The organism is Bradyrhizobium sp. STM 3557 (genome assembly GCF_045571465.1).
Taxonomy (GTDB): Bacteria; Pseudomonadota; Alphaproteobacteria; order Rhizobiales; family Xanthobacteraceae; genus Bradyrhizobium.
The window spans coordinates 7,365,765-7,390,789 of record NZ_CP120697.1; the positions used below are offsets into that span (position 1 = coordinate 7,365,765).

22 protein-coding genes and 1 pseudogene are annotated in these 25,025 nt (G+C 64.4%); 12 read left to right on the plus strand and 11 right to left on the minus strand.

The annotated features are described in order from the left end of the window. The first annotated feature begins 125 nt into the window (after positions 1-125). Both cysD and cysC read left to right on the plus strand, forming a co-directional pair. On the plus strand, positions 126-950 hold the full coding sequence (gene cysD / locus P6U24_RS34080) for a sulfate adenylyltransferase subunit CysD (RefSeq protein ID WP_407156775.1): 825 nt from the start codon (positions 126-128) through the stop codon (positions 948-950). Positions 951-983: 33 nt separating this feature from the next. Beyond that, on the plus strand, positions 984-2,906 hold the full coding sequence (gene cysC / locus P6U24_RS34085) for an adenylyl-sulfate kinase (protein WP_407160683.1): 1,923 nt from the start codon (positions 984-986) through the stop codon (positions 2,904-2,906). 291 nt (positions 2,907-3,197) lie between these two features. Here the strand turns inward: cysC and P6U24_RS34090 are convergent, their stop codons facing one another. Continuing rightward, the gene (locus P6U24_RS34090; RefSeq protein WP_407160684.1) at positions 3,198-3,713 is read right to left on the minus strand and encodes a helix-turn-helix transcriptional regulator; all 516 of its coding nucleotides are present in this window, start codon (positions 3,711-3,713) and stop codon (positions 3,198-3,200) included. A 30-nt stretch (positions 3,714-3,743) separates the two neighbouring features. Beyond that, positions 3,744-4,010 (minus strand): annotated as a pseudogene (locus tag P6U24_RS34095) (AraC family ligand binding domain-containing protein); the annotation flags it as partial. A gap of 92 nt (positions 4,011-4,102) precedes the next feature. Here P6U24_RS34095 and P6U24_RS34100 point away from each other — a divergent pair. The 3 genes from P6U24_RS34100 (at position 4,103) to P6U24_RS34110 (ending at position 8,712) form a co-directional block, all read left to right on the plus strand. Beyond that, positions 4,103-4,714 carry an MSMEG_1061 family FMN-dependent PPOX-type flavoprotein gene (locus P6U24_RS34100; protein WP_407160685.1) on the plus strand — a complete coding sequence of 204 codons (612 nt, stop codon included), beginning with the start codon at positions 4,103-4,105 and terminating at the stop codon, positions 4,712-4,714. A gap of 285 nt (positions 4,715-4,999) precedes the next feature. After that, on the plus strand, positions 5,000-5,194 hold the full coding sequence (locus P6U24_RS34105; protein ID WP_407156776.1) for a HigA family addiction module antitoxin: 195 nt from the start codon (positions 5,000-5,002) through the stop codon (positions 5,192-5,194). A gap of 1,355 nt (positions 5,195-6,549) precedes the next feature. Next, entirely contained in the window at positions 6,550-8,712 is a 2,163-nt protein-coding gene (locus tag P6U24_RS34110) for a malate synthase G (RefSeq protein WP_407156777.1), read from the plus strand. 98 nt (positions 8,713-8,810) lie between these two features. Here P6U24_RS34110 and P6U24_RS34115 read toward each other — a convergent pair whose 3' ends face one another. After that, on the minus strand, positions 8,811-8,966 hold the full coding sequence (locus P6U24_RS34115) for a Thivi_2564 family membrane protein (RefSeq protein WP_407156778.1): 156 nt from the start codon (positions 8,964-8,966) through the stop codon (positions 8,811-8,813). 170 nt (positions 8,967-9,136) lie between these two features. On the opposite strand from P6U24_RS34115, the gene P6U24_RS34120 reads away from it, so the two are divergent. Then, entirely contained in the window at positions 9,137-11,227 is a 2,091-nt protein-coding gene (locus P6U24_RS34120; protein ID WP_407156779.1) for a methyl-accepting chemotaxis protein, read from the plus strand. 103 nt (positions 11,228-11,330) lie between these two features. After that, positions 11,331-13,424: a methyl-accepting chemotaxis protein gene (locus P6U24_RS34125; protein WP_407156780.1), complete on the plus strand. Its 2,094-nt coding sequence runs from the start codon at positions 11,331-11,333 to the stop codon at positions 13,422-13,424. A gap of 12 nt (positions 13,425-13,436) precedes the next feature. Here P6U24_RS34125 and P6U24_RS34130 read toward each other — a convergent pair whose 3' ends face one another. Continuing rightward, the gene (locus P6U24_RS34130) at positions 13,437-14,099 is read right to left on the minus strand and encodes a DUF2865 domain-containing protein (RefSeq protein WP_407156781.1); all 663 of its coding nucleotides are present in this window, start codon (positions 14,097-14,099) and stop codon (positions 13,437-13,439) included. Positions 14,100-14,145: 46 nt separating this feature from the next. Then, the gene (locus P6U24_RS34135) at positions 14,146-14,925 is read right to left on the minus strand and encodes a L,D-transpeptidase (RefSeq protein ID WP_407156782.1); all 780 of its coding nucleotides are present in this window, start codon (positions 14,923-14,925) and stop codon (positions 14,146-14,148) included. Positions 14,926-15,147: 222 nt separating this feature from the next. Between P6U24_RS34135 and P6U24_RS34140 the strand changes: the two genes are divergently transcribed. The 3 genes from P6U24_RS34140 to P6U24_RS34150 all read left to right on the plus strand — a co-directional run bounded on the left by P6U24_RS34140 (position 15,148) and on the right by P6U24_RS34150 (position 17,319). Beyond that, positions 15,148-16,269, plus strand: a complete 1,122-nt coding sequence (locus P6U24_RS34140; protein ID WP_407160686.1) for an AI-2E family transporter — start codon at positions 15,148-15,150, stop codon at positions 16,267-16,269. An 80-nt stretch (positions 16,270-16,349) separates the two neighbouring features. Continuing rightward, on the plus strand, positions 16,350-16,715 hold the full coding sequence (locus tag P6U24_RS34145; RefSeq protein ID WP_407156783.1) for a YqjD family protein: 366 nt from the start codon (positions 16,350-16,352) through the stop codon (positions 16,713-16,715). 169 nt (positions 16,716-16,884) lie between these two features. Then, positions 16,885-17,319, plus strand: a complete 435-nt coding sequence (locus P6U24_RS34150) for a hypothetical protein (protein ID WP_407156784.1) — start codon at positions 16,885-16,887, stop codon at positions 17,317-17,319. A 166-nt stretch (positions 17,320-17,485) separates the two neighbouring features. Here the strand turns inward: P6U24_RS34150 and P6U24_RS34155 are convergent, their stop codons facing one another. Next, a complete protein-coding gene (locus P6U24_RS34155) occupies positions 17,486-17,917 on the minus strand; it encodes a hypothetical protein (RefSeq protein WP_407156785.1) in 432 nt (143 codons plus the stop codon). 894 nt (positions 17,918-18,811) lie between these two features. Further along, positions 18,812-19,615 carry a response regulator gene (locus P6U24_RS34160; RefSeq protein ID WP_407156786.1) on the minus strand — a complete coding sequence of 268 codons (804 nt, stop codon included), beginning with the start codon at positions 19,613-19,615 and terminating at the stop codon, positions 18,812-18,814. Positions 19,616-19,823: 208 nt separating this feature from the next. Between P6U24_RS34160 and P6U24_RS34165 the strand changes: the two genes are divergently transcribed. Both P6U24_RS34165 and P6U24_RS34170 read left to right on the plus strand, forming a co-directional pair. After that, the gene (locus P6U24_RS34165) at positions 19,824-20,057 is read left to right on the plus strand and encodes a NepR family anti-sigma factor (protein ID WP_407156787.1); all 234 of its coding nucleotides are present in this window, start codon (positions 19,824-19,826) and stop codon (positions 20,055-20,057) included. Next, positions 20,057-20,605, plus strand: a complete 549-nt coding sequence (locus P6U24_RS34170) for a sigma-70 family RNA polymerase sigma factor (RefSeq protein ID WP_407156788.1) — start codon at positions 20,057-20,059, stop codon at positions 20,603-20,605. The genes P6U24_RS34165 and P6U24_RS34170 overlap by 1 nt, the downstream gene beginning before the upstream one ends. Positions 20,606-20,758: 153 nt before the next feature. Here the strand turns inward: P6U24_RS34170 and P6U24_RS34175 are convergent, their stop codons facing one another. The 4 genes from P6U24_RS34175 to ureE all read right to left on the minus strand — a co-directional run bounded on the left by P6U24_RS34175 (position 20,759) and on the right by ureE (position 25,016). After that, positions 20,759-22,417, minus strand: a complete 1,659-nt coding sequence (locus tag P6U24_RS34175) for an HWE histidine kinase domain-containing protein (protein WP_407156789.1) — start codon at positions 22,415-22,417, stop codon at positions 20,759-20,761. Between the two features lie 471 nt (positions 22,418-22,888). Next, positions 22,889-23,512 (minus strand): urease accessory protein UreG, encoded by a 624-nt coding sequence (ureG, locus tag P6U24_RS34180; RefSeq protein ID WP_407156790.1) that lies wholly within the window; start codon positions 23,510-23,512, stop codon positions 22,889-22,891. A gap of 168 nt (positions 23,513-23,680) precedes the next feature. Then, positions 23,681-24,403, minus strand: a complete 723-nt coding sequence (locus P6U24_RS34185; RefSeq protein WP_407160687.1) for an urease accessory protein UreF — start codon at positions 24,401-24,403, stop codon at positions 23,681-23,683. After that, the gene (gene ureE / locus P6U24_RS34190) at positions 24,390-25,016 is read right to left on the minus strand and encodes an urease accessory protein UreE (protein ID WP_407160688.1); all 627 of its coding nucleotides are present in this window, start codon (positions 25,014-25,016) and stop codon (positions 24,390-24,392) included. Before ureE ends, P6U24_RS34185 begins: the two co-directional genes overlap by 14 nt. Between the last annotated feature and the right edge of the window lie 9 nt (positions 25,017-25,025).

Genomic DNA, 25,025 nt, shown 5'->3' on the forward strand with positions numbered 1-25,025 from the left:
TTCTCCTTGCGCCAACAAATAGAGAATTTTCTCCTCGGAAGCCCACGGATTGCAGGATGCATCTTCTCAAGACCGACTCCGCGTTAGACAAGTTGCCTCTCTCCGAGGTGCATCAAGCATCTTCCATGCCGCGCGTGCGCGATGACGTGCAGGCGATGGATCACCTCGACGCCCTGGAGGCGCAGAGCATCTACATCCTTCGCGAGGCCTTTGCACGGCTGAAGAAGCTGGCGCTGCTGTGGTCACTCGGCAAGGACTCCAACGTGATGATCTGGCTGGCGCGCAAGGCCTTCTTCGGCAAGGTGCCCTTCCCAGCACTACACGTCGATACGGGCAAAAAGTTTCCGGAGATGTACGCCTTCCGTGACACCTATGCGAAGGAATGGAGCCTCGACCTCAAGGTCGAGCCCTGCCCGCCGATCGATGCGGTCGATCCCACCTTGCCGCCGGCCGCGCGTTCGGCCGCGCGCAAGACCGAAGGCCTGAAGCTCGCGCTCGCCAAGCACGGCTTCGACGGGCTGATCGCCGGCATCCGCCGCGACGAGGAGGCCACGCGCGCCAAGGAGCGGGTGTTCTCGCCGCGCGGGCAGGACGGCAATTGGGATGTGCGCGATCAGCCGCCGGAATTCTGGGATCAGTTCAACGCCTCGCCGCCGCCGGGCGCGCATCTGCGCATCCACCCGATCCTGCATTGGACCGAGGCGGATATCTGGGCCTATACGCAGCGCGAGAACATCCCGATCATCCCGCTTTATCTGGCCAAGAACGGCAAGCGCTACCGCTCGCTCGGCGATGCCGACATCACCTTCCCGGTCGCCTCGACCGCGACCGACATCCCGCAGATCCTGGCCGAGCTGGAGCAGACCAAGGTACCCGAGCGCGCGGGCCGCGCGCTCGATCACGAGACCGAGGATGCCTTCGAGCGGCTGCGCGTCGCCGGCTATCTCTGATGATGACTCCAGCTTGAGCGTGTCCTGATGAACATGATCGCCCCCGCAGCGCTATCGGCAGTGCCCGATAGCACCACCCTTCCGCAACTCCGCCCCCAGGTCCGCATCGTCATCGTCGGCCATGTCGATCATGGCAAGTCGACCCTGGTCGGTCGCCTGCTGCACGAGACCGGCAGCCTGCCCGACGGCAAGCTCGAGATGCTCAAGGCCGTCAGCGCACGCCGCGGCATGCCGTTCGAATGGTCGTTCCTGCTCGATGCGCTGCAGACCGAGCGCGACCAGGGCATCACCATCGACACCACGCAGATCCGCTTCCGGACCAATGCCCGCGACATCGTGCTGATCGACGCGCCCGGCCATGCCGAATTCCTGCGCAACATGATCACCGGCGCCTCGCAGGCCGACGGCGCGGTGCTGATCATCGATGCGCGCGAGGGCGTGCGCGACCAGACCCGGCGGCACGGCTATCTGCTGCATCTGCTCGGCGTGAAACAGGTTGCCGTCGTCGTCAACAAGATGGACCGGGTGGAGTTCTCCGCCGAGCGCTTCCGTGAGATCAGCGATGAGATCACGGCGCATCTCACTGGCCTCGGCGTCACGCCGTCAGCCGTGATCCCGATCTCGGCGCGTGACGGCGACGGAGTCGCCGCGCGCACACCGCGCATCGGCTGGTATGACGGCCCGACCGTGGTCGAGGCGCTCGACCAGCTCGAGCCGGCGCGGCCGCTCGAATCTCTGCCGCTGCGCCTCGCGGTGCAGGCGATCTACAAGTTCGACGACCGCCGCATCGTCGCCGGCCGCATCGAGTCCGGACAGCTAAAGGCGGGCGACGAGATCGTGATCATGCCCGCCGGCAAGATCGCCAAGATCAGGACCGTCGAAGGCTGGCCGGCGACGCCGGTGACGGTGCCGCAAGGCGCCGGCCGCTCGGTCGGCATCACGCTCGACCGCGAGCTGTTCGTTGAACGCGGCGATATCATCGCGCATGTCGATCGCAATCCGCAGGACACAAGGCGCCTGCGCGCGCGGATCTTCTGGCTGCACGACCAGCCGCTCGCCAAGGGCGACAGCATTCTGGTGCGGCTCGGCACCCGCGAGAGCCGCGCCACGGTGGTGGCAATCGACAAGGCCGTCGATCCCGGCTCGCTGTCGAACGATCAGGCCTCGTCGATCGCGCGCAACCATGTCGGCGAGATCGACATCTCCCTGAGCCAGCCGGTCGCCACCGACGCTTACGCCGATAACCCACGCACCGGCCGGCTCGTCATCGAGGTCCAGGGGCGCATCGCCGGCGGCGGGCTGGTGCTCTCGGTCGATGCTGGGCAGCGCGCCGCGCCTGTTGACATCGTGCCTGTGGAGTCGGCGCTGAGCGCGGGCGAGCGCGCCGCGCGCTATCGCCACAATGGCGCGGTGATCTGGCTCACCGGCCTGCCCGGCGCCGGCAAGTCGACCATTGCCCGTGCGCTGGAGCGGCGGCTGTTTTCCCGCGGCGGCTCGCCGATCCTGCTCGACGGCGACACACTGCGAGCGGGTCTGAACGGCGACCTCGGCTTCACCCCCGAGGCGCGCGCCGAGAACATCCGCCGCCTGGCGGAGGTCGCGACGCATCTGGCGCGCAACGGCCACATCGCCATCGTCGCCGCGGTATCGCCGGCCCGCGAGGACCGCGCATCCGCGCGCCGCATCGCCGACGATCTGTTCCGCGAGGTCTATGTGGCGACGCCGGCCGAGGTCTGCGAAAGCCGCGATCCGAAGGGCCACTATGCGAAGGCCCGCGCCGGAACCTTGAAAAACTTCACCGGCATCGGCAACGACTACCAGGCGCCGGAGGCCGCCGAGCTCGTGCTCGACACCACGACGCGGAGCGTGGCGGAAGCCGTCGACGAAGTCGAGCGGCTGCTCGCAACCACGAACGTGCTGTTCGACGACATCGCCGATCTCGCGGCGAATATTTGAGGGCTCTCTCGTTTTATCTTTCGTCATTGCGAGCGAAGCGACGTGTCCGCCATTGCTCGAAGGGCGACAGCGGAAGCAATCCAGTACGGTACTAAGGAAGTCTGGATTGCTTCGTCGCTTGCGCTCCTCGCAATGACGAGAACAGCGCATTCCGGATCACCGCTGCGTCTGCGACGGCTCGCGAAGGCGCTTGATCTGAGCGGGTTTATCTCGCCGGCAACAGATGACGCGCATCGAAATCCCGCAAGCTGGATTGCGTCGCCGCTTCGGCCGCCCGCGATGGCGACAAGCCTACCGATCGACATACGTCCGGACCACCGCCCGCCTGCCTCGACTAAGGGGATGGGCGGCCGGCGTCACGCCGAAGGTGCGGCGAAAGAGAGCGATGAATCCGCTAACGCTGCTGTACCCCAAATCAACGGCAACCGTTGTCACCGCATCGCCTTCCGCCAGTCTCTCGAGCGCACGCATCAAGCGTGCCCGATGCCGCCACTCGGTAAGGGTCAATCCAGTTTCCTGAGGAAAGCGCCGGCTAAGCGTCCGCGACGCAATTCCTGCCCAGTTCGCCCACTCATCCACAGTACGGCTGTCAGCGGGATGCTCGAGCAGCGATCGCGCAATCCGCTGAAGGCGGGCGTCGTGTGGCAGCGGAAGGCCCAGATCCTCGGGCGGCAGGCACGCGATTTCGTCGACGATGAGATCGCAGATGCGCTGACGCCCGGTGGTCACCTCATCGCTGTCCCACAATGTGGCGCGCAGCACTGCTTCCCTGAGCAATGGCGGCACGGCTACAATGCGGGTCTGCAAGGAAAGTCCTTCGCAGGCGGCAGGCGCAACGTAGAGGCTCCACCCTGCCCCAGGTCCGAAGCTCCGGCCGCCGTGCATCTGACAAGGCGGGAGCCAGATCGCGTATCCCGCCGGGACCACCCAGGCGCTGCCGTCGGTAAGAACCGACACGACACCCCGGCTACAGCCGATCATTTGGCCCCGGGCGTGGACATGCGAGGGGCTTGAGAACTCGGTGCGCAGCTCGACAGCATAAGCCATCACGCTCAACCCGCCCGCGCTGTCGCTGATTTCGTTGGGAGCCTTCCGGCGAGACATGGCGTGGAACTGCTATCGATTGGCATGGATGACTTAGCACCGCCAGCTCTTGCCCGCTACGCTGTTGGCGTTGTCCACGGAGGCGGTTGCCGATGTCCGAAGTCACAATTGCCGAGCTGCAGCAGCTCTATGAGCCGCCTGCGGAGGCCATCCAGAAGGCGGTGCTTCCGCATCTGGTCCCGTTCCACAAAGCCTATATCGCTGCTGCGACATTCTTCTGTCTCGCGAGCGGCAGCCGGGAGGGATTGGATGCCTCCCCCCGCGGCGGTCCTGCAGGCTTCGTGAAGGTGATCGATGACCGCCATGTCGCCTTCGCGGACTGGCCAGGCAATAACAGGATCGAGACGATGCGAAACCTCGTTGAGGACGATCGGCTAGCCATGCTGTTCCTGTTCCCTGGATTGGAAGTCTTCCTCCGCATCAACGGTCGAGGTCGCATTTCGACGGATCACGGCCTGCTCACATCCCTGATGGAGCGGGGAAAAACACCCAAGACGGCAATCATGGTCAGCGTGGAACAGGTGCTGTTCCACTGTGGCAAAGCGATCAACCGCGCCCGCCTCTGGAGTCTCGATGGCCGGATCGACCGATCAAATCTGCCATCGGTCGGACAGATGAAGGTGGCCCTGACGGGCGGGTCGGCCACCGAGGCTGAGAGAGTGGACGCGCACTACCAAGAAAGCGTCAGGAACGATCTCTACTGAGACGACACGACAGGCGCTGCTGGCAACGTGCCACCGAGCTGGTGCTGCCCCCAGGCGCGCGCTCGGTCGCGGAGGCTATCGATTAAGTCGAGGGCAATGACCAACGGCGGATTTGCTTCGAGTGGCCCGACGGCTCGCCCGGTCCGGTCAACGTCGAAATCGTCGACTATCACTAGGAGGCTTGTCATGGCATGCACCCCCATTCATCCGGGCGTCCACCTCGCTCAAGAACTCGAGGAGCTGGGCATGTCGGCCGCGTAGCTATCCCGACAGATCGATGTGCCGGTGAACCGGATCACGGCGATCATCAATGGTCAGCGCGGCGTGGCGGCCGACACCGCATTGCGGCTTGGTCACTGGTTCGGCACAACCCCGGAATTCTGGCTCGATCTGCAAAGCCTCTACGAACTGCGCCTTGCGCGTCAGGATATCGGCGATCAGGTCAAGAAGTTGCCGACGCGCGCTGGTCTTCGAGCATAGTCTTGATGAGCGTCGGGACCTCCAGGGTCTATCGCTTTCTCTTTCGTCATTGCGAGCGAAGCAAAGCAATCCAGTACGACACAAGGAAGTCCGGATTGCTTCTCGCCTACGCTCCTCGCAATGACGAGAACAGTGCATCGCCGATCACCGCCGCGTCTGCAGCGGCGTCCTGTGATAGAGCCCAGCCGGCCCACCGCAACCCGAACGCCAGAATACCGACAAGAGGCCAAGCTCTGAGGAAGGCGCATGCTTGCGCCTCCTGTGCCAAAGAGTTCCACACAAGAAACGAACGTAGGATCGGTTGAGCGTCAGCGAAATTGGCACCCGCGCCGACCTCACCCACACTGTCGTCCCGGCCTTGCGTCGGGACCCATACGCCGCGAAGGTCGTGTGGCGATGATTAGTAACGTCAATGAAGCCTTGAACAAGAGCCGCGGCGTATGGGTCCCGGGTCTGCGCCTGCTTCGCAGGCGCAGACCCGGGACGACACGGCTTACTTGGGCAAATCAGTTCATCCCGGTTCGCGAAACATCTGGTTGGTCGATCGCATCACGCCGATCGACCATATCGCCCGTCATATCGACATGGCCGCGCCTAAACTTTGATTTCTTCCGCCGCTTCAATCGCATCGCCCCGTCCGCCGGACACTCGCAAATTCTTCTTTCTTTTTTTCAGAAATCATGCTATACCTCCCTCGTCCCGCCTCGCATGAGGGGCGCTTCGCGATCGTCACGAACGTGGAGGTGGGATGCGGTGGGCGCGTCGGGTTGCAGCGTGAGCGCATGATCCGGAAAAGTGCGTAGCGGTTTTCCGATCAGATCATGCGAAACTAAGGAGTCCTCGCGCGGACGAACAATCCGGTGCGCACGGTCAAGCCGTGTGGTCCTGACATCCCGGTGCTGATGCCCCGCGCAATGCGCATGCGCATTGTCGCGGCCGCGACGACGTTTCGCGAGCGACGGGGGCAAGAACGCCGGTCCCCGGGGAGAGCTCGGAGCAGCCGTTAAAGCCATCGCGCAGGGAAGGCCGGATGTCCGGCTCGTACCTGTGGTGACTGCCGCCTGCTTTTTTTCTGCAGGCGGGCCATGGGTGCGGCCTGCACCCGGCCTTCCCTGCGCCCTCACTCTCGAGAGGGCGGATCATCGGCATAGCTCGGGCGCGGAACGCGCCGCGAGGCTATCGGTTTATGCCAACGTGGTTTTGAAAGGCAGCCCGGCTATGCTTGCGCCCTTCCCCCTTCTCTGCCTCCCGCTTTGCCGCTAAAGGGGTTCCGCCGCCCGGCCCCCTGGGGTGCGGGCTCTTCCATTTGCCTCATTTCCGCGCAGCGCAGCAGCCCTTAAGAGAAACGCCCGACCATGACACGCATCGATGCCCACGGACTGAAGATCGCCCCCGTCCTGTTCGATTTCATCGCCAAGGAGGCGGCGCCCAAGACCGGGATCGATCCTGATACCTTCTGGGCCGGCCTTGCCGCGATCATCGGAGATCTCGGGCCCCGGAATCGCGAGCTGCTGGCATTCCGCGATACCCTGCAGGGCAAGATCGACGAGTGGCATCGCGCCCACAAGGGCAAGGCGTTCGACATCGACGCCTATACCGCCTTCCTGCGGGAGATCGGCTACCTTCTGCCGGAGCCACCGACCCAGAAGGTAGAGACAGCAGATGTCGATGAGGAGATCGGCAAGATCTGCGGGCCTCAGCTCGTGGTGCCGTTGACCAACGCGCGCTACGCGCTGAACGCGGCGAATGCGCGCTGGGGTTCGCTCTATGACGCGTTCTATGGCACCGACGCGATTCCGCACGATCCGAGCGAGACCGGCAAGGGCTTCAACAAGGCGCGCGGCGACAAGGTGATCGCCAAGGCCAAGGCGTTCCTCGATGCCGCCGTGCCGCTCGCCACCGGCAGCCACACCGACGTCACCGCCTATCACGTGGTCGCCGGCCAGCTCGCGGTGAAACTGAAGAGCGGCAACGCCACCGCACTGAAGAACGCCGCCCAGTTCGCCGGCTACCAGGGTCCGGCCGACGCGCCGACCGCGGTGCTGCTCGTCAACAACGGCCTGCATGTCGAGGTCGTGATCGACCGCAAGCATCAGATCGGCAAGGACGACCCGGCCGGGGTCGCCGACATGATCATGGAAGCGGCGGTCTCGACCATCCTCGACATGGAGGATTCGGTTGCCGCCGTCGACGCCGAGGACAAGGTGCTGGTCTATCGCAACACGCTCGGCCTGATGAACGGCACGCTGTCGGCCGATTTCGAGAAGGGCGGCAAGACGCTGACGCGCTCTTTGCACGGCGATCGCAGCTACACGACGCCCGAGGGCAACACGCTGACCCTGCACGGCCGCAGCCTGCTGCTGATCCGCAATTGCGGTCACCACATGTTCACCGACGCGGTGCTCGATGCGAAGGGCGAGGAAGTTCCGGAAGGCATTCTCGATGCCGCCGTCACCGGGCTCCTCGCGATCCATGATCTCAAGGGCCTGTCGAAGGTCAAGAACAGCCGCACCGGCTCGGTCTACATCGTCAAGCCGAAGATGCACGGCCCCGACGAGGTGGCGCTGACGGTCGAGCTGTTCGGCCGCGTCGAGAAGATGCTCGGCATGCCTGAAAACACGCTCAAGGTCGGCATCATGGACGAGGAGCGCCGCACCACCGTCAATCTCAAGGCCTGCATCCAGCAGGCTTTGAGGCGCATCGTCTTCATCAACACCGGCTTCCTCGACCGCACCGGCGACGAGATCCACACCTCGATGGAAGCCGGCCCCATGATCCGCAAGAACGACATGAAGGCGCAGCCCTGGATCAAGGCCTATGAGGACTGGAATGTCGACATGGGTCTGGTGGACGGCCTGCCCGGCCATGCCCAGATCGGCAAGGGCATGTGGGCGGCGCCCGATAAGATGGCGGACATGCTGGCGCAGAAGATCGGCCACCCCTCGGCCGGAGCCACCACCGCCTGGGTGCCCTCGCCGACCGCCGCCACCCTGCACGCTTTGCACTATCATCAGGTCAACGTGCACGCGCGGCAGCAAGAGCTCGCCAAGGGCGGGCCGCGCGCCAAGCTCGCTGATATCCTCACCATTCCCGTCTCGAAATCGAACTGGGCGCCTGATGACGTGCGTCAGGAGATCGACAACAACTGCCAGGGCATTCTCGGCTATGTGGTGCGCTGGATCGACCAGGGCGTCGGCTGCTCCAAGGTGCCCGACATTCATGATGTCGGCCTGATGGAGGACCGCGCGACGCTGCGCATCTCCAGCCAGCATCTGGCGAACTGGCTACATCAGGGTGTCGTCACGGAAGCGCAGGTCATGGAGTCGCTGAAGCGCATGGCCGAGGTGGTCGACAAGCAGAATGCGGGCGATCCGCTCTACAGGCCGATGGCGCCATCGTTCGATGGTGTCGCCTTCAAGGCGGCCTGCGACCTCGTCTTCAAGGGCCGGACGCAGCCGAATGGCTACACCGAGTTCATTCTCACCGCCCGCCGCCGCGAGGCCAAAGCCTCTGCATGAAGGCGCAAGCATGAACAGGTGCGGTTCATCGCCACGCAGACGAAGCCCCGGCCAACGGCCGGGGCTTTTGCCTTTTTGGGAACTGCTCTTTGTTCGTTTCAGATCACCGCGATCAGTCTGAGCAGCGAGATCACGCCAAGGATGATGACGATGACGCGGCAGATCTGCTTGGCGCGACCGTCGATCGGCAGCAGGTTGATCAAATAGAGGATCAGGATGACGACGAGGAAGGTGACGAGAGCACTGACGAGCATGGATTTGCCCCTGCAGGAGAGAAAGACGCGCTGGCATTCCTCGGCTTAACCGCGGAGCCGCGCCCGAGTTCCCGTTCCGGAACCCGAGGACACCGTAATCTTACGGCAACCATTCTGGCGAAATTTTTTACCGACGGGCGCGATAAGGCATTTTGATCAGGAAGCTCAACATGTTGCACCGTCTTTCGATTTCGGCCCTGTTGACATCGGTGATTTCGGCCACCGCGCTGCTCATCCTCGCGCTGTTCTCGCTCAATGCCTGGCAATCGTGGCAGCGGCTGCAGCTCACTGCTCGGATCGAGACGATCTCAGAGGTCTCCGCCGTCTTGTTCAAGGCCATGAACAGCCTGCGCAGCGACCGCTCGACGACGATCCGGGTCCTGAACGCGGATCAGCCGATGGACACGGAGGTCGAGAAATACCTTCATTCCGCACGCGACATCGAGCGGCCCGCGCTGACGCGGGCGCTGGCGCTGCTGCCCGATGTCGCGTTTCCGCAGGACAGTGTGCTGGTGCCGCAGTTGCAGCGGCTGATCAAGGCGCTGTTCGACGCGCAGGCCGAATTCAATACCGAAATCGTAAAGCCCAAGGCACAGCGACGGCTCGCGCTCGCCAAGGAGTATGGCGAGACGATCAACGGGCTGCTCGAGACGCTGGACAAGACCTCCGATGCTCTCGCTAGCAGCATCAACCACCAGGATGCCGCGATCGACCAGCTCTTGATGATCAAGCAGGCCGCCTGGCTGATGCGCAATACCGCCGGCGAAGCCTCGCTTCTCGTCGGCAATGCGCTCACCGCGCGCCAGATCAATCCCGCGAACCAGCTCGCTTACACCAAGCTGGTCGGCGGCATCGAGACGGCCTGGAAAGCCTTGCAGCTCGCCAGCTCGGGCGCCGCCGTGCCGGCGATGTCGACCGCGATGGCCGCGGTCGAGCGCGCCTATTTCGATCCCCAATATACCGGCCTGCGCGACCGGCTGATCGCGGCATCCGCCAAGGGCGAGGCGGGCGAGATCACGGCGCTGCAATGGAGTCCGATTTCGGTCGAGCACATGTCGAGCGCGGTTGCGGTCGCCGAGGCGGCGCTCGACGCGGCCGAGAGTTACGCCGGCGCGCGGCATCGCGAGGCGTTTACGTCTTTGGTGCTGCAGCTCCTGCTGCTCGCGACGGCCATCGCAGCGAGCGCGGCCGCAATCATCGCCGTGAGCCGGCGCGTGATCGTGCCGCTGGAGCGGATTCGCGACGCGATGCTGCGGGTGGCCTCGGGCGACCTCGGCGTCGAGACTGGCTATCAGCAGCGGCAGGACGAGATCGGCGCGCTCGCAGGCGCGCTGGAGACGTTCAAGAGTCAGGCGCAGGAGAAGCTCGCGATCGAAGCGAAGGAGCGCGAGCGCAATGCCGCCGCAGCGGCACGTCAGCGGGCCATCGAGGCCCATGTCGGCGAATTCGAGAGCCTGGTGCGCGGCACTTTGGAGCAACTCGGCGGCGCGTCCGACCAGATGCGCGCGACGTCTTCCGCGCTTTCCGAAGTCTCGCGCCAGACCAATGAGCGCGTGCAGGTCGCCGGCAAAGCCTCGGGCGATGCCGCGACGAGCGTCGAGAGCGTGGCGGCCGCGGCCGAAGAGCTCAGCGCCTCGATCGGCGACATCAGCAGGCAGGCCTCGCATGCGGCGGGCATCGCGGCGCGTGCCGTCGATCGGGCGAGGCAGACCGACGGCACCGTGCAGGGGCTCGCGCAATCGGCGAACCGGATCGGCGAGGTCGTTGGCCTCATCAATAGCATCGCCGCGCAGACCAATCTGCTCGCCTTGAACGCCACCATCGAGGCCGCGCGTGCCGGCGAGGCCGGCAAGGGTTTTGCGGTGGTCGCCTCCGAGGTGAAGACCCTGGCGAGCCAGACGGCCAAGGCCACCGACGAGATTTCCGAGCAGGTCGCCGACATCCAGAAGGTGGCCGGCGAGGCCATCGACGCCATCAACGGCATCGGCAGCATTATCGCCGAGGTCAACGAGGTGGCCACCGCGATCGCCGCCGCCGTCCAGGAACAGGGCGCCGCCACGCAGGAGATCACTCGCAGCACGCAATATGCTGCGCGGGGCACCAAGCAGGTGTCGGACAACGTCGAAGGCGTCAAGTCGGATGCCGATGCCGCCGCGGCCGCAGCCGGTAACGTCAAGCGAGCGTCCGAGACGCTCGAGAAGGAGAGCCAGCATCTCGGCGGTCAAGTCAACGAATTCCTAGCCAGGATTCGTGCCGCCTGAAGATGACGCGAGCCGGCAGCATTCACACTGTCTTCCGGAGAGACCGGACATTGATGTGTTTTTCGTTGTCGGGCAAACAAGCAGAGAACTCGAGGAATCTAAAATGCTCGACCGCTTTACGGTCTCCGCCCTGCTGAAATCCGTGATCACCGCGACCGCCCTGGTTGTGATCGTCGTGTTTTCATTGAACTCCTGGGACTCCTGGCAACGATGGCAATCGGCCGGCCGTATCCTGAAAGTGGCGGATATCTCGGCGTACCTGTTCAAATCGTTGGGCAGTCTGCGCAGCGATCGCTCGACGTCACTGCGCACGCTCAACGCCGACCAGAAGATGGACGCCGACACGGAAAAATATCTGCGCGGCGCGCGAGACACCGAGATGCGGGCGCTGGCTCAGGCGCTCGAATTGCTGCCGGGGGTCGACTTCGCGCAAGCGAGCACGTTAGTGCCGGAGTTCGGCCGCATCTACAAGGCGCTCCAGGCCCAGCAGACGGAATATTGGGCCGAGATTGCCAAGCCGAAGGCAGAGCGCAGGCTCGCGCTCGCCAAGGAGTATGGGGAATCGGCGACTGCCGCGCTGGCATTGGTCGAGAAGCTGTCGACCGCACTCGCCGCGAGCATCAACCGTCGGGATGCCGCGATCGACCAGCTGTTTGCGGTCAAGCAGACAGCTTGGCTCTTGCGCAACACCGCGGGTGAAGCCTCCTCGATCGTCGGCGCTGCATTGACGACAGGCCAGATCAGCCCTGAGACCCAGATCGCCTACACGAAATACATGGGCGGTGCGGACGCTGCATGGAAAGCGCTGCAGCTCTCGGTATCGGGCATGGAGCTTCCCGCCGCGATGTCGTCCGCACTCAAGAGCGTCGAGGCCGGCTATTTCGATCCGCAATATCTCGCGCTGAGCGACCGGCTGATCGCAACCGTTGCCAAGGGCGAAAAGGGTGAAATCACCGCCTATCAGTGGAGCCCAATGACAGTTGGCCGGATGGCGAGCGCGCTCACCTTCGCGGAAGCCGCGCTGGACGAAGCGCGCGGCCACGCCAGCGCTCAGCAAGGCCGGGCGATGCAATCGCTGATGCTACAGCTCGGCCTGCTCGTGTCGGCGCTGCTGGTGTCGATCGGCGCGATGACCGCGATCAACCGGCGCGTGATCCGGCCGCTCAACACGATCCGCGACGCCATGCTGAAAGTGTCGTCGGGCGATCTCGATGTCGAAACCGGCTACGGCACCCGGCAGGACGAGATCGGCGCGCTGGCGAGTGCGCTGGAGACTTTCAAGCAGCAGGCGAAGGAAAAGCAGCAGATCGAGGCGCACGAGCGCGAGCGCAATGCCGCAGCCGCCGCACGCCAGCGCGCGGTGGAAGCCTGCGTCAGCGAATTCGAAGACATGGTTCGCGGCACGCTGCAGGAGCTCGGCGGCGCCTCCAATCAGATGCGCTCCACCTCGACAGAGCTGTCCGACGTGTCGCGACAGACCAATGAGCGGGTCGAGATCGCGCGGAAGGCGTCCGGCGACGCCTCGATGAGCGTGGAGAGCGTGGCATCCGCCGCAGAGGAGCTGAGCGCCTCGATCGGCGACATCAGCAAGCAAGCCTCGCATGCGGCGGGCATTGCCAGCCGGGCCGTCGATCAGGCCCGACTCACCGACGGCACCGTGCAGGGTCTCGCGCAATCGGCGAACCGGATCGGCGAGGTCGTTGGCCTCATCAATAGCATCGCCGCGCAGACCAATCTGCTCGCCTTGAACGCCACCATCGAGGCCGCGCGTGCCGGCGAGGCCGGCAAGGGTTTTGCGGTGGTCGCCTCCGAGGTGAAGACCCTGGCGAGCCAGACCGCGAAAGCGACCGACGAGATTTCCGAGCAGATCGCTGACATCCAGAAGGTGGCGGGAGAGGCCATCGACGCTATCAAGGGCATCGGCAACATCATCGGTGAGGTCAACGAGGTGGCCACCGCAATCGCCGCCGCCGTTCAGGAACAGGGCGCAGCCACCCAGGAGATCACGCGCAGCACCCAATATGCTTCGCAGGGCACCAGGCACGTGTCCGACAACATCAGCGGCGTGAAGTCGGATGCCGACGCGGCAGCGGCTGCCGCCGGCAACGTGAAACGGGCGTCAGAGACGCTGGAAAGCCAGAGCCAGCATCTCGGAAGCCAGGTGAACGACTTCCTGAACCGGATCCGCGCCGCGTGATCGGCGGCCGCGCTATTCGGAGGCCACGACGGGGGCTCGCGAGAATTTCGCGCGCAACGAGTCCGGAGCCGGGGAGAAGTTGATTTCGGCACGCTTGCCAGCGCTGCGATTGGCAACCATCAGGCCACCGCCACTCGCGACGACATCGCCCTTGCGCAGCGTCGGGTCGTTCTCGATCGAGACCTTCGCCAGCCCGAAATGGTCCTTGCCATTGCAGGTGCAGCCATCGACGAGCTCGGTGCGATAACGGAAGGCGTTCGGCAGGTCCGAATAGGACTTGCCGCTATCCGTGGTGGCGTCGTCGATGTTGCTCCCATAGACGACCTCGGTCTTGCTGGCGGGGCAGAAATTGTTGCACAGCACCGCCCCGCTCTGCTCGCCGCCTGACGCCAGCGGAAAGTAGCGGCCGTCGCAGGTGCGCACGCACCAGGCCTGCTCGCCTCCGCCGCTGCCATAGGAGAGCTCGCTGCGTCGAGGCGCCCGCCTCACCGGGGCGTTGTCGTCCGCAAAGGGCAGGCGAATATAGGGCGGAGGGGCCTGCCGGGGCGGCGCATTGAAACTGCCAAACAGCGCCGACAAGAAATCCTCCGCCTGCGCCGCGTGCGGCAGCGTCAGAGCGCCGGCCACCGCGGCCGCGCCGAGCGCCAGCGCTCCCATGATCGATCTGACAGCCACGCCTCGTCTCCTTCACCACCTCAGTTCAATGGACGGCCGAAACAGTTCAATTCACAGCCGAGACTGGCACCGTCATCGCCTGCCGCCCCGACGGCAGTGTCGTCACGAGCGGCCGCGGCCGGGTGCCGGAGCCGCCACGGGCCTGCACCGTGCCGCTCCGCAATGGCGCGCTCTTCGGCAACACCACGACGCGGGTGCCGACATTGACGCGGTTGAACAGGTCGCTGACGTCCTCGTTGGTCAGCCGGATGCATCCCGACGAGACGAATTTGCCGATCGTGGTCGGATCGTTGGTGCCGTGGATGCGGTACTCGCTGGAGCCGAGATACATCGCACGCGCGCCCAAGGGATTGCCGGGGCCACCGGCCATGAAGCGGGGCAGATAGGGCTGGCGCCTGATCATTTCGGCGGGCGGATACCAGTCCGGCCACTCCGCCTTGTGGCTCACGCTCTGCACGCCGGCCCATGTGAAGCCCTCGCGGCCGACGCCGACGCCGTAACGGATCGCGCGGCCGTTGCCGAGCACGTAATAGAGATAGGTATTGCCGGTATCGATGATGACGGTGCCTGGCGCCTCGTGCGTATCGAGGCTGACGATGGCGCGGCGGAATCGGTCCGGCAGCGCGCTGTCCTCGTCGGTCAGCGCGGGGTTGTGAACGACGTCCTGGTCGGAAAAAGCACCGGATTGCGCCGGCGCATAGCCAAGCGCCTGCGCCCGTGCGGGCGACGCCGCGATCGTCGGGACGAGAGCGACGAGACTTGCGGCGAGCAGCAGCGAGGTCGCGCGCAGGGACAACCTGCCGCGGGCGAATACCGGTTCTGTCATGGACGGCCCCCTTCGAGACGCGCATCGCGCATTGCGACGCTTCGTCAGCCAAACGCCTGGAGCCGCGACGTAGTTCCGCCGCAAGCGTGGCGCTCACGTGCCTGTCAAGCGAACGCCGCCTCACGATCTCGCGAGGAACTTTCGCGACAGCCTCGTTGTTAGCAGGCCAGGAAAAAGGGGCGTGATGTCACGCCGCATTCGTTCGTGCGCGGGAGAGACATGGTGCGCGTACTTCCCACCGAGCGGCTCCTGCCCGATGCGAACGAAGGCGCACCGCTCCCGGAAACTCGTAGCGATCAGCCACCTTTGATCCGCCGCACCGAAATTGTCGCGCTGGCGATGGTGCTGCTTACGGTGATCTCCATCACGGCGGTGCTCTATGTGGCGAAGGCCTTCTTTCTTCCCCTTGTAATGGCCTTCGTGGTCGGTACCATGCTGTCGCCTGCCGCAAGCCGTCTCGAACGGTATCGCATTCCGCGTCCGGTCGCCGCTGTCCTGATCGTCACCGCCGTTGCCGCCGGCCTCACCATTATCGTCGGCCTGATATCGGCGCCGGTGATCGAATGGAGCAACCGCCTCCCGGAGCTTGCCGCGCGGCTGCGGGACAAGTTGCATGTGTTCGACCGGCCGATCGCGCTGTGGCACGAGATGCAGACGATGATCGGTGCCGGCGGCGCCGAGAGCAGCAGCAGCTCCTTCCAGCTTCCGAAATTCGAGTGGGTGCAACCCACGATCGAATTTCTGTCGCCGACCTTCACCGAATTCCTGCTGTTCTTCGCTACTTTGGTGCTGTTCATCGCGAGTTGGCGCGACCTGCGACGGGCGCTGATCATGACCTTTGCGGACCACGAGGCCCGGCTGCGGACGCTGCGCATCCTCAACGAGATCGAGGTCCATCTCGGCAACTACCTTTTGACCGTGACCCTCATCAATACCGGCGTGGGCGTTGCGACTGGCCTTGCCTGCGCGCTCGCCGGCATGCCCAATCCGGCCGGTCTTGGCGCGCTCGCCGCCACGCTGAACTTCATCCCGATCATCGGGCCGATCGCGATGTTTGCTGTTCTTCTGGTGGTCGGCATCATCGCCTTTCCCACATTGAGTGGCGGCCTCGTCGCGCCGCTCGCCTTCATCGCCATCACCTTCATGGAAGGCCACTTCGTCACGCCGACCATCATCGGCCGCAGGCTAGCGCTGAATGCGCTCGCCGTGTTCATTGCGCTCGCCTTCTGGACTTGGCTCTGGGGGCCGATGGGCGCCTTTCTATCCTCGCCGCTGCTCATCGTCGGCCTGATCCTGAAGGAGCACCTCCTCCCCGACAATTCGCCGCAACTGCCGCAGGACTAATCGGTTTCACGTCAGGAACTTACCGCGCGACGAGGCGTTCTCCGGGACAAAACGCAACGCCTGTTGTCCGGGAGCTTTCGATGTCGACCACCGATGCAGAAGCCGCAATGCGAGATCCCAAAGCGAACTATGACCGTCTTCAGAAGGATGTCTCCGCCGTGAAAAACGATATTGCAGCCCTTACCGAACAGATCACCGATGCGCTCAACGCCTTCGCCGGCAAGGCCGGCAAGCAGGCGCGGCAGGGTTATCGACAGGCCCGTGACAACATGGATTCGACGTTCGACGACATGTCGGAGCGCGGCAGCGCCATGATGAGCGCGGCGCAGGACGCCGCGGGGACGATCGAGGAAACCCTGGAGGACATCATCACCCAGCGCCCGCTTGCCACTGTGGGCCTCGCGCTCGGCCTCGGCTTCCTGATCGGTGTGACCTGGCGTCGATAGATCTGGTGTCGACAAGATCTGGCGCCGGGCATCCGGCGACGGTGCGACCATGGAAAGCCGGGGCCCACGGCGCGGCTCCACTGAAGCCGATGAATGCTCGGCGTCGGACGTCCGGCGCCGAGCTTGACGTTGCCGCGCGGCCGAACGGCAAAAGGTAGGGGGATTGACGATGCTTCAGCGCCTGATCGAGGATCTCAAGGACTCCACAGGCCACACGGTGCGCATGACGTCGCTCGCTGTGGTGGCGGCGGTCGGCCTGTTCATTACGACCAGCTTCCTTTGCGCCGCTGCATTCGTCTTCGTGCTGCAGCGCTACGGTCTGGTGCCGGCCTGTCTGACGGGAGCCGCCATCTTCTTCGTGGTCACGCTGATCGCCGCAACCAGTTACATGGTGCGCAAGCGTCAGACCCAGGCACGTGTTGCGGCGGCGGCGCGCACGGCCGCGCAGAGCGCCTTTGCCGATCCGATGCTCATGGCGGCAGGGCTCCAGGTGGTCCGCGCCATCGGCGCCAAGCGCCTGCTGCCGATCCTCGCAATCGGCGGCATCGCGCTCGGCCTGCTGGCGAGTCGACAGACGACAGGCGACCAGACGCCGGCGGAATAGATCGTCGTACCATCGTCCGAGCGACGAGCGCACCCGCGGCTACGCGGAGACGCAAACGCCTCTCCAGCCGGAGAGTCCAGCCGGAGAGGCGTTTGCGGGTCGCGGCGCTATGGTTGGTCCGCCTCGCACTCGCCAGGTGTGCTCACGGATCAAGTGCGCTCAGGGATCAGGTCACACAGCGCCCGGGCTGCAGGCTCTTGGCGATCTCGGTCAGGATGCTGACGCTCGGCTCGCAGGCAATCGGACGCTTAACGGTCTCCCGCTTCAGTCCATCGGACTTGATCACGAGTTGCGACGGTGCGGCCGGCGTGCCCATGCTCTCGCCCGAAATGTTTGCAGGCGCCTCCGCGGCCGGAATGCGCAGCAGAAATGAGGTATCGGCGAACTGCGACAGGCGAAGCGAGATGGTTTTGGTCTGCCCAACGGAGGGCAGAACCTGCGCACGATCCGCCTTGGCGGGCCTGTTGACCGAGTCGCTCGTCGTGGCTGGGCTGAGTAGCCCGGCCGTCAAATCATGTCCTGCAGCAAGCTGCACCGCTCCGACGCTCAGTGCCGCTGCAATCGCACTAAGCACGACGACCTTACTATCTAACAACATGGCTACCGTTCCCTCGCCCTGCTGGCGACTCGCCATTGCAAACGTTGGTCGCGGGAACGGAGTTCTCGGTTTGGCCGATCACTTAACCGTGTGTTAAAATAGACCCACTCAAGCAGAAATATTCGCCTGAACGATCAAATTGACTTGCCAGAAAAATTTTTGCCGCGGCGGGGAACGACTCGCGTGCTGGCGAGTCATCTCGGCAGCCGGTTGTTCCCCCTGCCCCATTGACCGGCGACGCGGGGCACCGCCGTGGTGATGCCGGCGGTGCCCCGCTTTCATTTGCGCCTCGCGTCGTTCCCGTCATTTGCTTTCGGATCTGGAATCGCCGGTATAGAAGCTCGGCGCGAAGATCGCGGGTCGCAACGGACATGCTTGAGCATGCGAACGAACGATAGGCTGGAATCGACGCGGCCAAACTCTTGGGCGTTCAGCATCGCGCTCGCGGCCATTGCGATCAGTGCCACTCCGACCGACGCTGCCGGGGCCTGATACATTTAACCCGCAACACCGCTCACGGCTCCGCTCTCGGGGCCTGGGCCACGCGCCTCGTCGCGCAGCTCAGCGAGCAGGACTCCCGCCGGAAGGTGTCAGTGGGGGTGGCACCGCACCGCGAAGGTGGCGTTTCGGATCGACCACGCGGGCAATGTCCTATTCCTGATCTTGGTGCAGTCGACTGGACAGGCGCGCTCGACGAGGAATCGTGAAGCGCGCCTGGCCCTTTCCGGCACCGCCGAAGGACATCCCGGAGGACAGGCTCAACTTCATCGTGCCGATCGCATTTCAGGGATCGCCGGGCATCTGCCGCGGCTGCTGATCCGTTACAGCACAGAGATGAAAAAGCCGGCGTGCTCGTGCCCGAGCGCGCCGGCTTCTCATTTACGCGACCAACTCTTACGCCGCAGGTTTGGGCATCCGGTTGCGCGAGTTGCGCTGGAAGAACAAAGCCTGGCTCGCCACCGCCGACACCATGGCCGGCTGGAACGGCTTCGAGATCAGGAATGCCGGCTCCGGGCGTTCGCCGGTCAGGAAGCGCTCCGGATAGGCGGTGATGAAAACCACCGGCACCTCGAAGCTCCGCAGCAATTCATTGACCGCGTCGAGACCCGATGAGCCGTCGGCAAGCTGGATGTCGGCGAGGATCAGGCCGGGCTTCTTGTTCTTGGCGAGCGCCACCGCATCCGCATGGGTGCGGGCGACGCCGATGACGTTGTGACCGAGATTCTTCACCAGGCTCTCGAGATCCATGGCGATGAAGGTCTCGTCCTCGATGATCAAGACATCTGTCGCGATCTCGGCCGCCAGTTCGCGGCCAGCGGCATCAGCGAGCCGCCGGGTCTCACCGACCTCGGTACCAAGGATGAACGCCACTTCCTCCTCCGGGAAGCCCTCCAGCGAAAGCAGCAGGAACGCCTGGCGGGGCAGCGGCGTAATATTGGAGAGCCGTCGCTCGGGCGGCATCGGCAAGGTCGTTACCTCGGTATCGTCGTTCAGCGCCACCGAATTCCAGATCTGGGTGAACAGCCGGAACAGACCTGCCCGCGGCCCGTAACGCTCATCGAGCAGGGAGGGGTCCTGAATGAGAGCTTCCAGCATGGCGCCAACATATGCGTCGCCAGACCCCTGGCTTCCGGTCAGGGCACGGGCATACCGTCGCAATAGAGGCAAATGTTCAGCAACAAGCTGTGATCGGGACATCCCCACTCCATTCGATCTCGAGGGCCGCGCAGGCGTCGGGGGCGGCCCGGGTTCCCCTGATGGCAGACTACGCCCCAACCGCAGAAAAGTTCCCTTTTGGTGGGAACTTTTGCGCAGGCGTCGCATTAGTTCCCGACAGACCCCTCCAGAGCGGGGATAATTCTTGGAGCTTCAGAGACTTAACTCTCGGGGAAACGTGGAAAAGGTCATGAAGGATTTAAAGTCTCAAGCCAGCAAGAATGCGGCACCGCGCAAGCCGGGCGGACTGAACTCGGAGATTCAATCCCGGATCGGTCATCAACTCCGCGCGATGTACGACGATGTCGTGCGTCAGGGAGTTCCCGACCGATTTGCGGACCTGATCCGAAAGCTTGATGTCCCAGGGGGTCAACCCCAAGTGGAGGGCAGCGGGGGATCCAACGACAACAACGGGAGGGACTGATGCCTCTCACTGACTCCCTGCGCGACGAGATCCTGGCCTCGGTCCCGAGCCTGCGCGCGTTCGCCATTTCGCTGAGCGGCAACAGTGACCGGGCTGATGATCTGGTGCAGGAGACCCTGCTCCGCGCGCTCGCCAACATCGACTCCTTCCAACCTGGCTCCAATCTGCCGGCCTGGCTGTTCACGATTCTGCGCAACCTGTTTCGCTCCGACTATCGCAAGCGGCGGCGCGAGGTCGAGGATGCCGAGGGCAATTACGCCAAGACCCTGAAGACGCATCCGTCGCAGGGGGCGCACCTGGAATTCGAGGAGTTCCGGACCGCCTTGGACAAATTGCCGCAGGACCAGCGCGAAGCGCTGATCCTGGTCGGCGCCTCCGGCTTTTCCTACGAGGATGCGGCGGCGATCTGCGGTTGCGCGGTCGGCACCATCAAGAGCCGCGTCAATCGCGCACGTTCCAAGCTCGCCGCCCTGCTTTATGTGGAGGGCGCCGAGGATTTCGGCCCTGACGAAACGGTGCGCGCGGTGATCGGCGGCAGTGGCGGCTGATCACCATCGCGCGGCACCCCCGGAATAGAAAGGCGGCCCACTGGCCGCCTTTCATTTGTCCGCAATGTCGTTGGTTCTTCGCTTGATCGTGCGTGCGCGATCGCGCCGGAATCGGCTTGCCTCGATGCAGACCGCCGAACGCGTAGATCAGAATCAATGCACCGGACGCACCGGCGCCGAGAGCTGCTCGGTGCGATCGCGCTCGGTCATGTCGACCACCGTCTCCATCGGCGCGATCAGCTCATAGACGTAGCTCGCCTCGGTGAAGAAGCGCTTCGAGGTGCCGCCGAGCGCTTCCGGCGCCACACGATCCAGCAGGATCAGTCCGAAATCGCTGTCCGGCCGGCGCGTCGCTTCGCTGGTGTTGAACTCCTCCCAACGGAAGTTGAACACCGTCTCCGGCCCGTCGCCCGTGATCTCCCATTTCGCGGTAATGTGCGGGTGCTTGCCGACCAGCGACAATCCTTCGTCGGAATGCGAGGCAAGCTCGAAGAACAGCAGCGACAGGCTCTGCGCGGCGCGCGCGCTGACCGTGATATCAGGACCGCTGACCGCGATGCGCTCCGCATGCGGAATGGCGCGTGCTTCGAACAGGCCGCGCAACTGGACGCCCTGCCATTGGCTTTCGCTGAGCAGCGTGACCACGTTCGACATCGCGTGGATGCGCCCGATCAGGAGCTCGCGCGCGACATCGATGTCGCTGCCATGGCGCAAAGTCCGCGTTACGATCGACTGGATCACCGCCAGGATGTTCTTGACCCGGTGGTTGAGCTCGTCGATGACAGCCGTCAGCCGGCGCTCGAAGCCGATCCGCACTTGGATTTCCCGGCTGAGCCGCAGATTGTTGTAGGCGACGTAGCCGAACAGCCCGCAGACGATGCCGGTCAATGCAAGCCCGATGACACCGACGATGGCCGCAGTCTGCTCGGCCCGCCGCACCGCGTTGCTCTTGGCGTAATAGGCAAGCGTCCAATCGCGGTTGCCGAACGTCACCGTACGCGTCGCCGATGGCGGAACAGCCTCGGGAGGACGGCTGCGCGTCGTCACCACGCCCTGCTCGTTGGCGATCAGCTCGTCCTCAGCGCTGCGCGGATCCTTGAGTGCGACTGAGAACAGCGACAGGTCGTCATTGGTGAGCATCAGCGGCCCGAGCTCATAGGAAAACGTGACGAACCCGGCCGCCGTGCTGGCGCCTTCCGGCGCGACCGGTGCGGCCAGCACGAGTCCGATCGGTCCGTCGAGGCGCAGCAATGGAATCGGGTTGGATGCGATCGGCTTGCCCTCGGTCATGGCGCGCGCCAACATCGGCCCCACCGTCGGCTCGTCATCGAGGGCACGCCCCGGCAAAGCCGAGGTTTCCGAATTGCGCGGCTCGAGATCCATCAGGACATCGATGGGATGATCGAGGTTGGCGGTGTCGAGCGGCTTGTCGTCGAAATTGCGGATCTTTGGATTGGCAAAGCCGGCCCGCTGCAACTCGTTTTGGGCGGCGGTGAGTTCGTCCGGCTTCAGCCGCGCGATCCATGCGGCGACGACGAAGTCGGTCTTGAACGCGTAGATCGAGGAGCGCAACGGCTGCAGCATGTTGGCCTTGATCACCGAAGGCGCCCGAAACAGGCCCGAGGCCACCCGCGCGAGCAGTTCGCGTTCGGTCAGACGATCCTGCACCAGGCTGGCATGGACATCGATGGCCCGCGCGAGCGCGATGCGATCGATCGCGAGCTCCTGGTCGTGGACGCGATAGGCGGCAAGTCCGGAGAGCACGGTCCCGACCAGCGCGATCACAGCGATAATAACGCCCAGCCGAAGCACTCGCTCACTCTGATGTCAGGGGGTGGCAGTCGGAAAAACGAATCATCAAATGCCCGGGCCGGTTACTCTTGCACACACCAAAGAAGCCAGCCGAGAGATATAGTGATTGAGCTAGCACGACGAGATCCGACGTTCGCTTCATTTCGCAGCGTCCCCTTAAGCGAACCTCGAGAATTCGAAAGAGACGAAAAATCTTCAGCAGCCCGGCGCGATGATCAGACATTCGCTCGGCCATTGGGCCAGCCGGCAAGAAGATGCGAACGCCTGAACCACCGCGTGAGCGCAGCCCTTGGATGACAATCCTCGAGCCCGCCGCAAGCCCTCAGGTGGGAATCCGGCTCGATGGCAATGAGCGCAGGAGAAAATAGTTCCGGCCAGCATACGGCATTTTTACGTCTGCGGCGCGTCCGCAAGCGGAAAGGTTAACGGCGTCACGCGCGACCGCGGGGCCGGCGTGCTGCGTATGAGCCGTCAGGCCCACGGCGTAAGCCCGCCCTTCGTCTCGATGAAGCCGATGATGCGGTCGAGACCCTGGCTCTTCTTCAGGTTGGTCATCACGAATGGCCGCTCGCCGCGCATGCGCCGGGCGTCGGTCTCCATCTTCTCGAGCGACGCGCCGACATGCGGGGCGAGGTCGATCTTGTTGATGACGAGCAGGTCCGAGCGGGTGATGCCCGGGCCGCCTTTCGAGGGGATCTTGTCGCCGGCGGCGACATCGATGACGTAGATCGTGAGATCGGCGAGCTCGGGTGAAAAGGTCGCAGCCAGATTGTCACCGCCGGATTCGATCAGCACCAGATCGAGGCCGGGAAACTTCGCCCGCATGTCTGCAACCGCTGCGAGATTCATCGAGGCATCCTCGCGGATCGCGGTATGAGGGCACCCGCCGGTCTCGACGCCGGCGATCCGGTCCGGGGTCAGCGAGCCTGAACGGACCAGGAACTCCGCATCCCACTTGGTGTAGATGTCATTGGTGATGGCGGCGATGTCGTAGCGCTGGCGCATCGACTTGCAGAGCAGGTCCATCAGCGCGGTCTTGCCCGACCCGACCGGGCCACCGACGCCGACACGCAGCGGGCCATGAGATGATGACATTTCAGATGCCCTTCTGTTCAGATGCTCTTTTGTCGTCCCGGCGAGCGCCGGGACCCATACCGCGTGATCTTGTTGGGAGGCGCAGTGGCCGATACACGGCCCTCCAATCACCGCCGGTGGCTATGGGTCCCCGCGTTCGCGGGGACGACAGGAGAGAGTTGAGCCGCATCACGATCGGAACAGCCTCGTGTACTGCGTCTCGTGGCGGAGGCTGGCGAGATCGGCGCGGAAGGTCGCGCTGCCGAGATCGTCCAGGGACGCGTGAAGCGCGCGGGCAGCCGTGGCTGCCACGACGCTCTCCAGCGCCGCCAGCACGCGCTGGCTGTCGGTCTGTCCGAGCGGAATCAGCCGGCTGCCGGCGGAGATCCAGTTCGAGACCACCGCGTGCAGGAAGGCATGCAGCGCCGAGGCGCGCGGAATGTCATGCGCAGCGCTGACCAGGCCAACCGCAGCCGGATAGACAATGGCGTCGCACAGCGCGACGGCCTCATCGAGGCCGTCGCAATTCCAGGCTGCACGGACGATGTCGATGAAGGCGCGGCCCTGTGTCGTCGTTTCAAGCTGCCGCTCGCGCGATGGCACGAAGGCGGCGGCAAGTTCGGCCACCTCGCGCAAGGCCGCCATGTCGCCCAGATCCATCGCGCGATGCGCCTCTACAAAGAACACCGCATCGCAGAAACCTGCACCGTCGGCCAGCATCGCGGATAGCCAGTCATGCAGTGACGCAGCATCGGAGATATCGCCAGCCTCAACCGCCCATTCGATTCCGCTCGAATAGGAGAAGGCGCCGACCGGAAAGGCCGGCGACAGAAAGGTCATCAGCCGGTACAGCGACGCCGCCTCGGCCTCCGTCATCGCATCGGATGCGCGCGGCAGCTCATTTGTGGTCATGAGCATGGGAATGGCCGTGGTGGTGATCGTGCCCGCAATGCTCGTCATGGACATGATGATCATGGCCATGACCGTGATGCCCGTGCGCATGATCATGGTGGTGATCATGGCCATGGTGATGACCGTGATCGTGGTGATGATCGTGGCCGCGCTGCGCGTGGCTCTCGCCATGCGCATGGCTGGCCTCGGCATAGGCGCCGCCTTCGGGATCGAATGGCGCCTCGATCTCGATGACCCGCGCGCCCAAGCCCCTCACCATCGCCTCGATGACATGGTCGCGGCGGATGCGCAGGCCCTTCGGCATGATCTGGGTCGGCAGATGGCGGTTGCCGAGGTGCCAGGCGAGCCGCACCAGATGCTGCGGATCGGCGCCGCGGATCTCGATCAGCGGCTCAGGAGCCGCGACCACTTCGACCAGCCGGCCGTCTTCGAGCACCAGCGCGTCGCCGCCGCGCAACGCGATGGCGTGCTCGAGATCGAGCAGGAAGGCGAGCCCGCGGGTGCCGGTCATCGCCATCCGCCGCCGATGCCGGTCGTCGAAATCGAGCACGACGGTGTCGGCAGCGGCCTCTCGCCAATGGTGCTGGCCCAGGACGCGCGTGGCGCGGATCATGCTGGTATC

Bases quoted from the DNA above. Each gene is read 5' to 3' on its own strand.
- P6U24_RS34170 (WP_407156788.1), top strand. From the start codon at position 20,057: ATGCCTCTCACTGACTCCCTGCGCGACGAGATCCTGGCCTCGGTCCCG.
- P6U24_RS34125 (WP_407156780.1), top strand. From the start codon at position 11,331: ATGCTCGACCGCTTTACGGTCTCCGCCCTGCTGAAATCCGTGATCACC.
- cysC (WP_407160683.1), top strand. From the start codon at position 984: ATGATCGCCCCCGCAGCGCTATCGGCAGTGCCCGATAGCACCACCCTT.
- P6U24_RS34150 (WP_407156784.1), top strand. From the start codon at position 16,885: ATGCTTCAGCGCCTGATCGAGGATCTCAAGGACTCCACAGGCCACACG.
- ureG (WP_407156790.1), bottom strand. From the start codon at position 23,512: ATGTCATCATCTCATGGCCCGCTGCGTGTCGGCGTCGGTGGCCCGGTC.
- P6U24_RS34160 (WP_407156786.1), bottom strand. From the start codon at position 19,615: ATGTCCCGATCACAGCTTGTTGCTGAACATTTGCCTCTATTGCGACGG.
- P6U24_RS34135 (WP_407156782.1), bottom strand. From the start codon at position 14,925: ATGACAGAACCGGTATTCGCCCGCGGCAGGTTGTCCCTGCGCGCGACC.
- ureE (WP_407160688.1), bottom strand. From the start codon at position 25,016: ATGATCCGCGCCACGCGCGTCCTGGGCCAGCACCATTGGCGAGAGGCC.
- P6U24_RS34155 (WP_407156785.1), bottom strand. From the start codon at position 17,917: ATGTTGTTAGATAGTAAGGTCGTCGTGCTTAGTGCGATTGCAGCGGCA.
- P6U24_RS34165 (WP_407156787.1), top strand. From the start codon at position 19,824: ATGAAGGATTTAAAGTCTCAAGCCAGCAAGAATGCGGCACCGCGCAAG.
- cysD (WP_407156775.1), top strand. From the start codon at position 126: ATGCCGCGCGTGCGCGATGACGTGCAGGCGATGGATCACCTCGACGCC.
- P6U24_RS34100 (WP_407160685.1), top strand. From the start codon at position 4,103: ATGTCCGAAGTCACAATTGCCGAGCTGCAGCAGCTCTATGAGCCGCCT.
- P6U24_RS34120 (WP_407156779.1), top strand. From the start codon at position 9,137: ATGTTGCACCGTCTTTCGATTTCGGCCCTGTTGACATCGGTGATTTCG.
- P6U24_RS34145 (WP_407156783.1), top strand. From the start codon at position 16,350: ATGTCGACCACCGATGCAGAAGCCGCAATGCGAGATCCCAAAGCGAAC.
- P6U24_RS34115 (WP_407156778.1), bottom strand. From the start codon at position 8,966: ATGCTCGTCAGTGCTCTCGTCACCTTCCTCGTCGTCATCCTGATCCTC.
- P6U24_RS34185 (WP_407160687.1), bottom strand. From the start codon at position 24,403: ATGACCACAAATGAGCTGCCGCGCGCATCCGATGCGATGACGGAGGCC.
- P6U24_RS34110 (WP_407156777.1), top strand. From the start codon at position 6,550: ATGACACGCATCGATGCCCACGGACTGAAGATCGCCCCCGTCCTGTTC.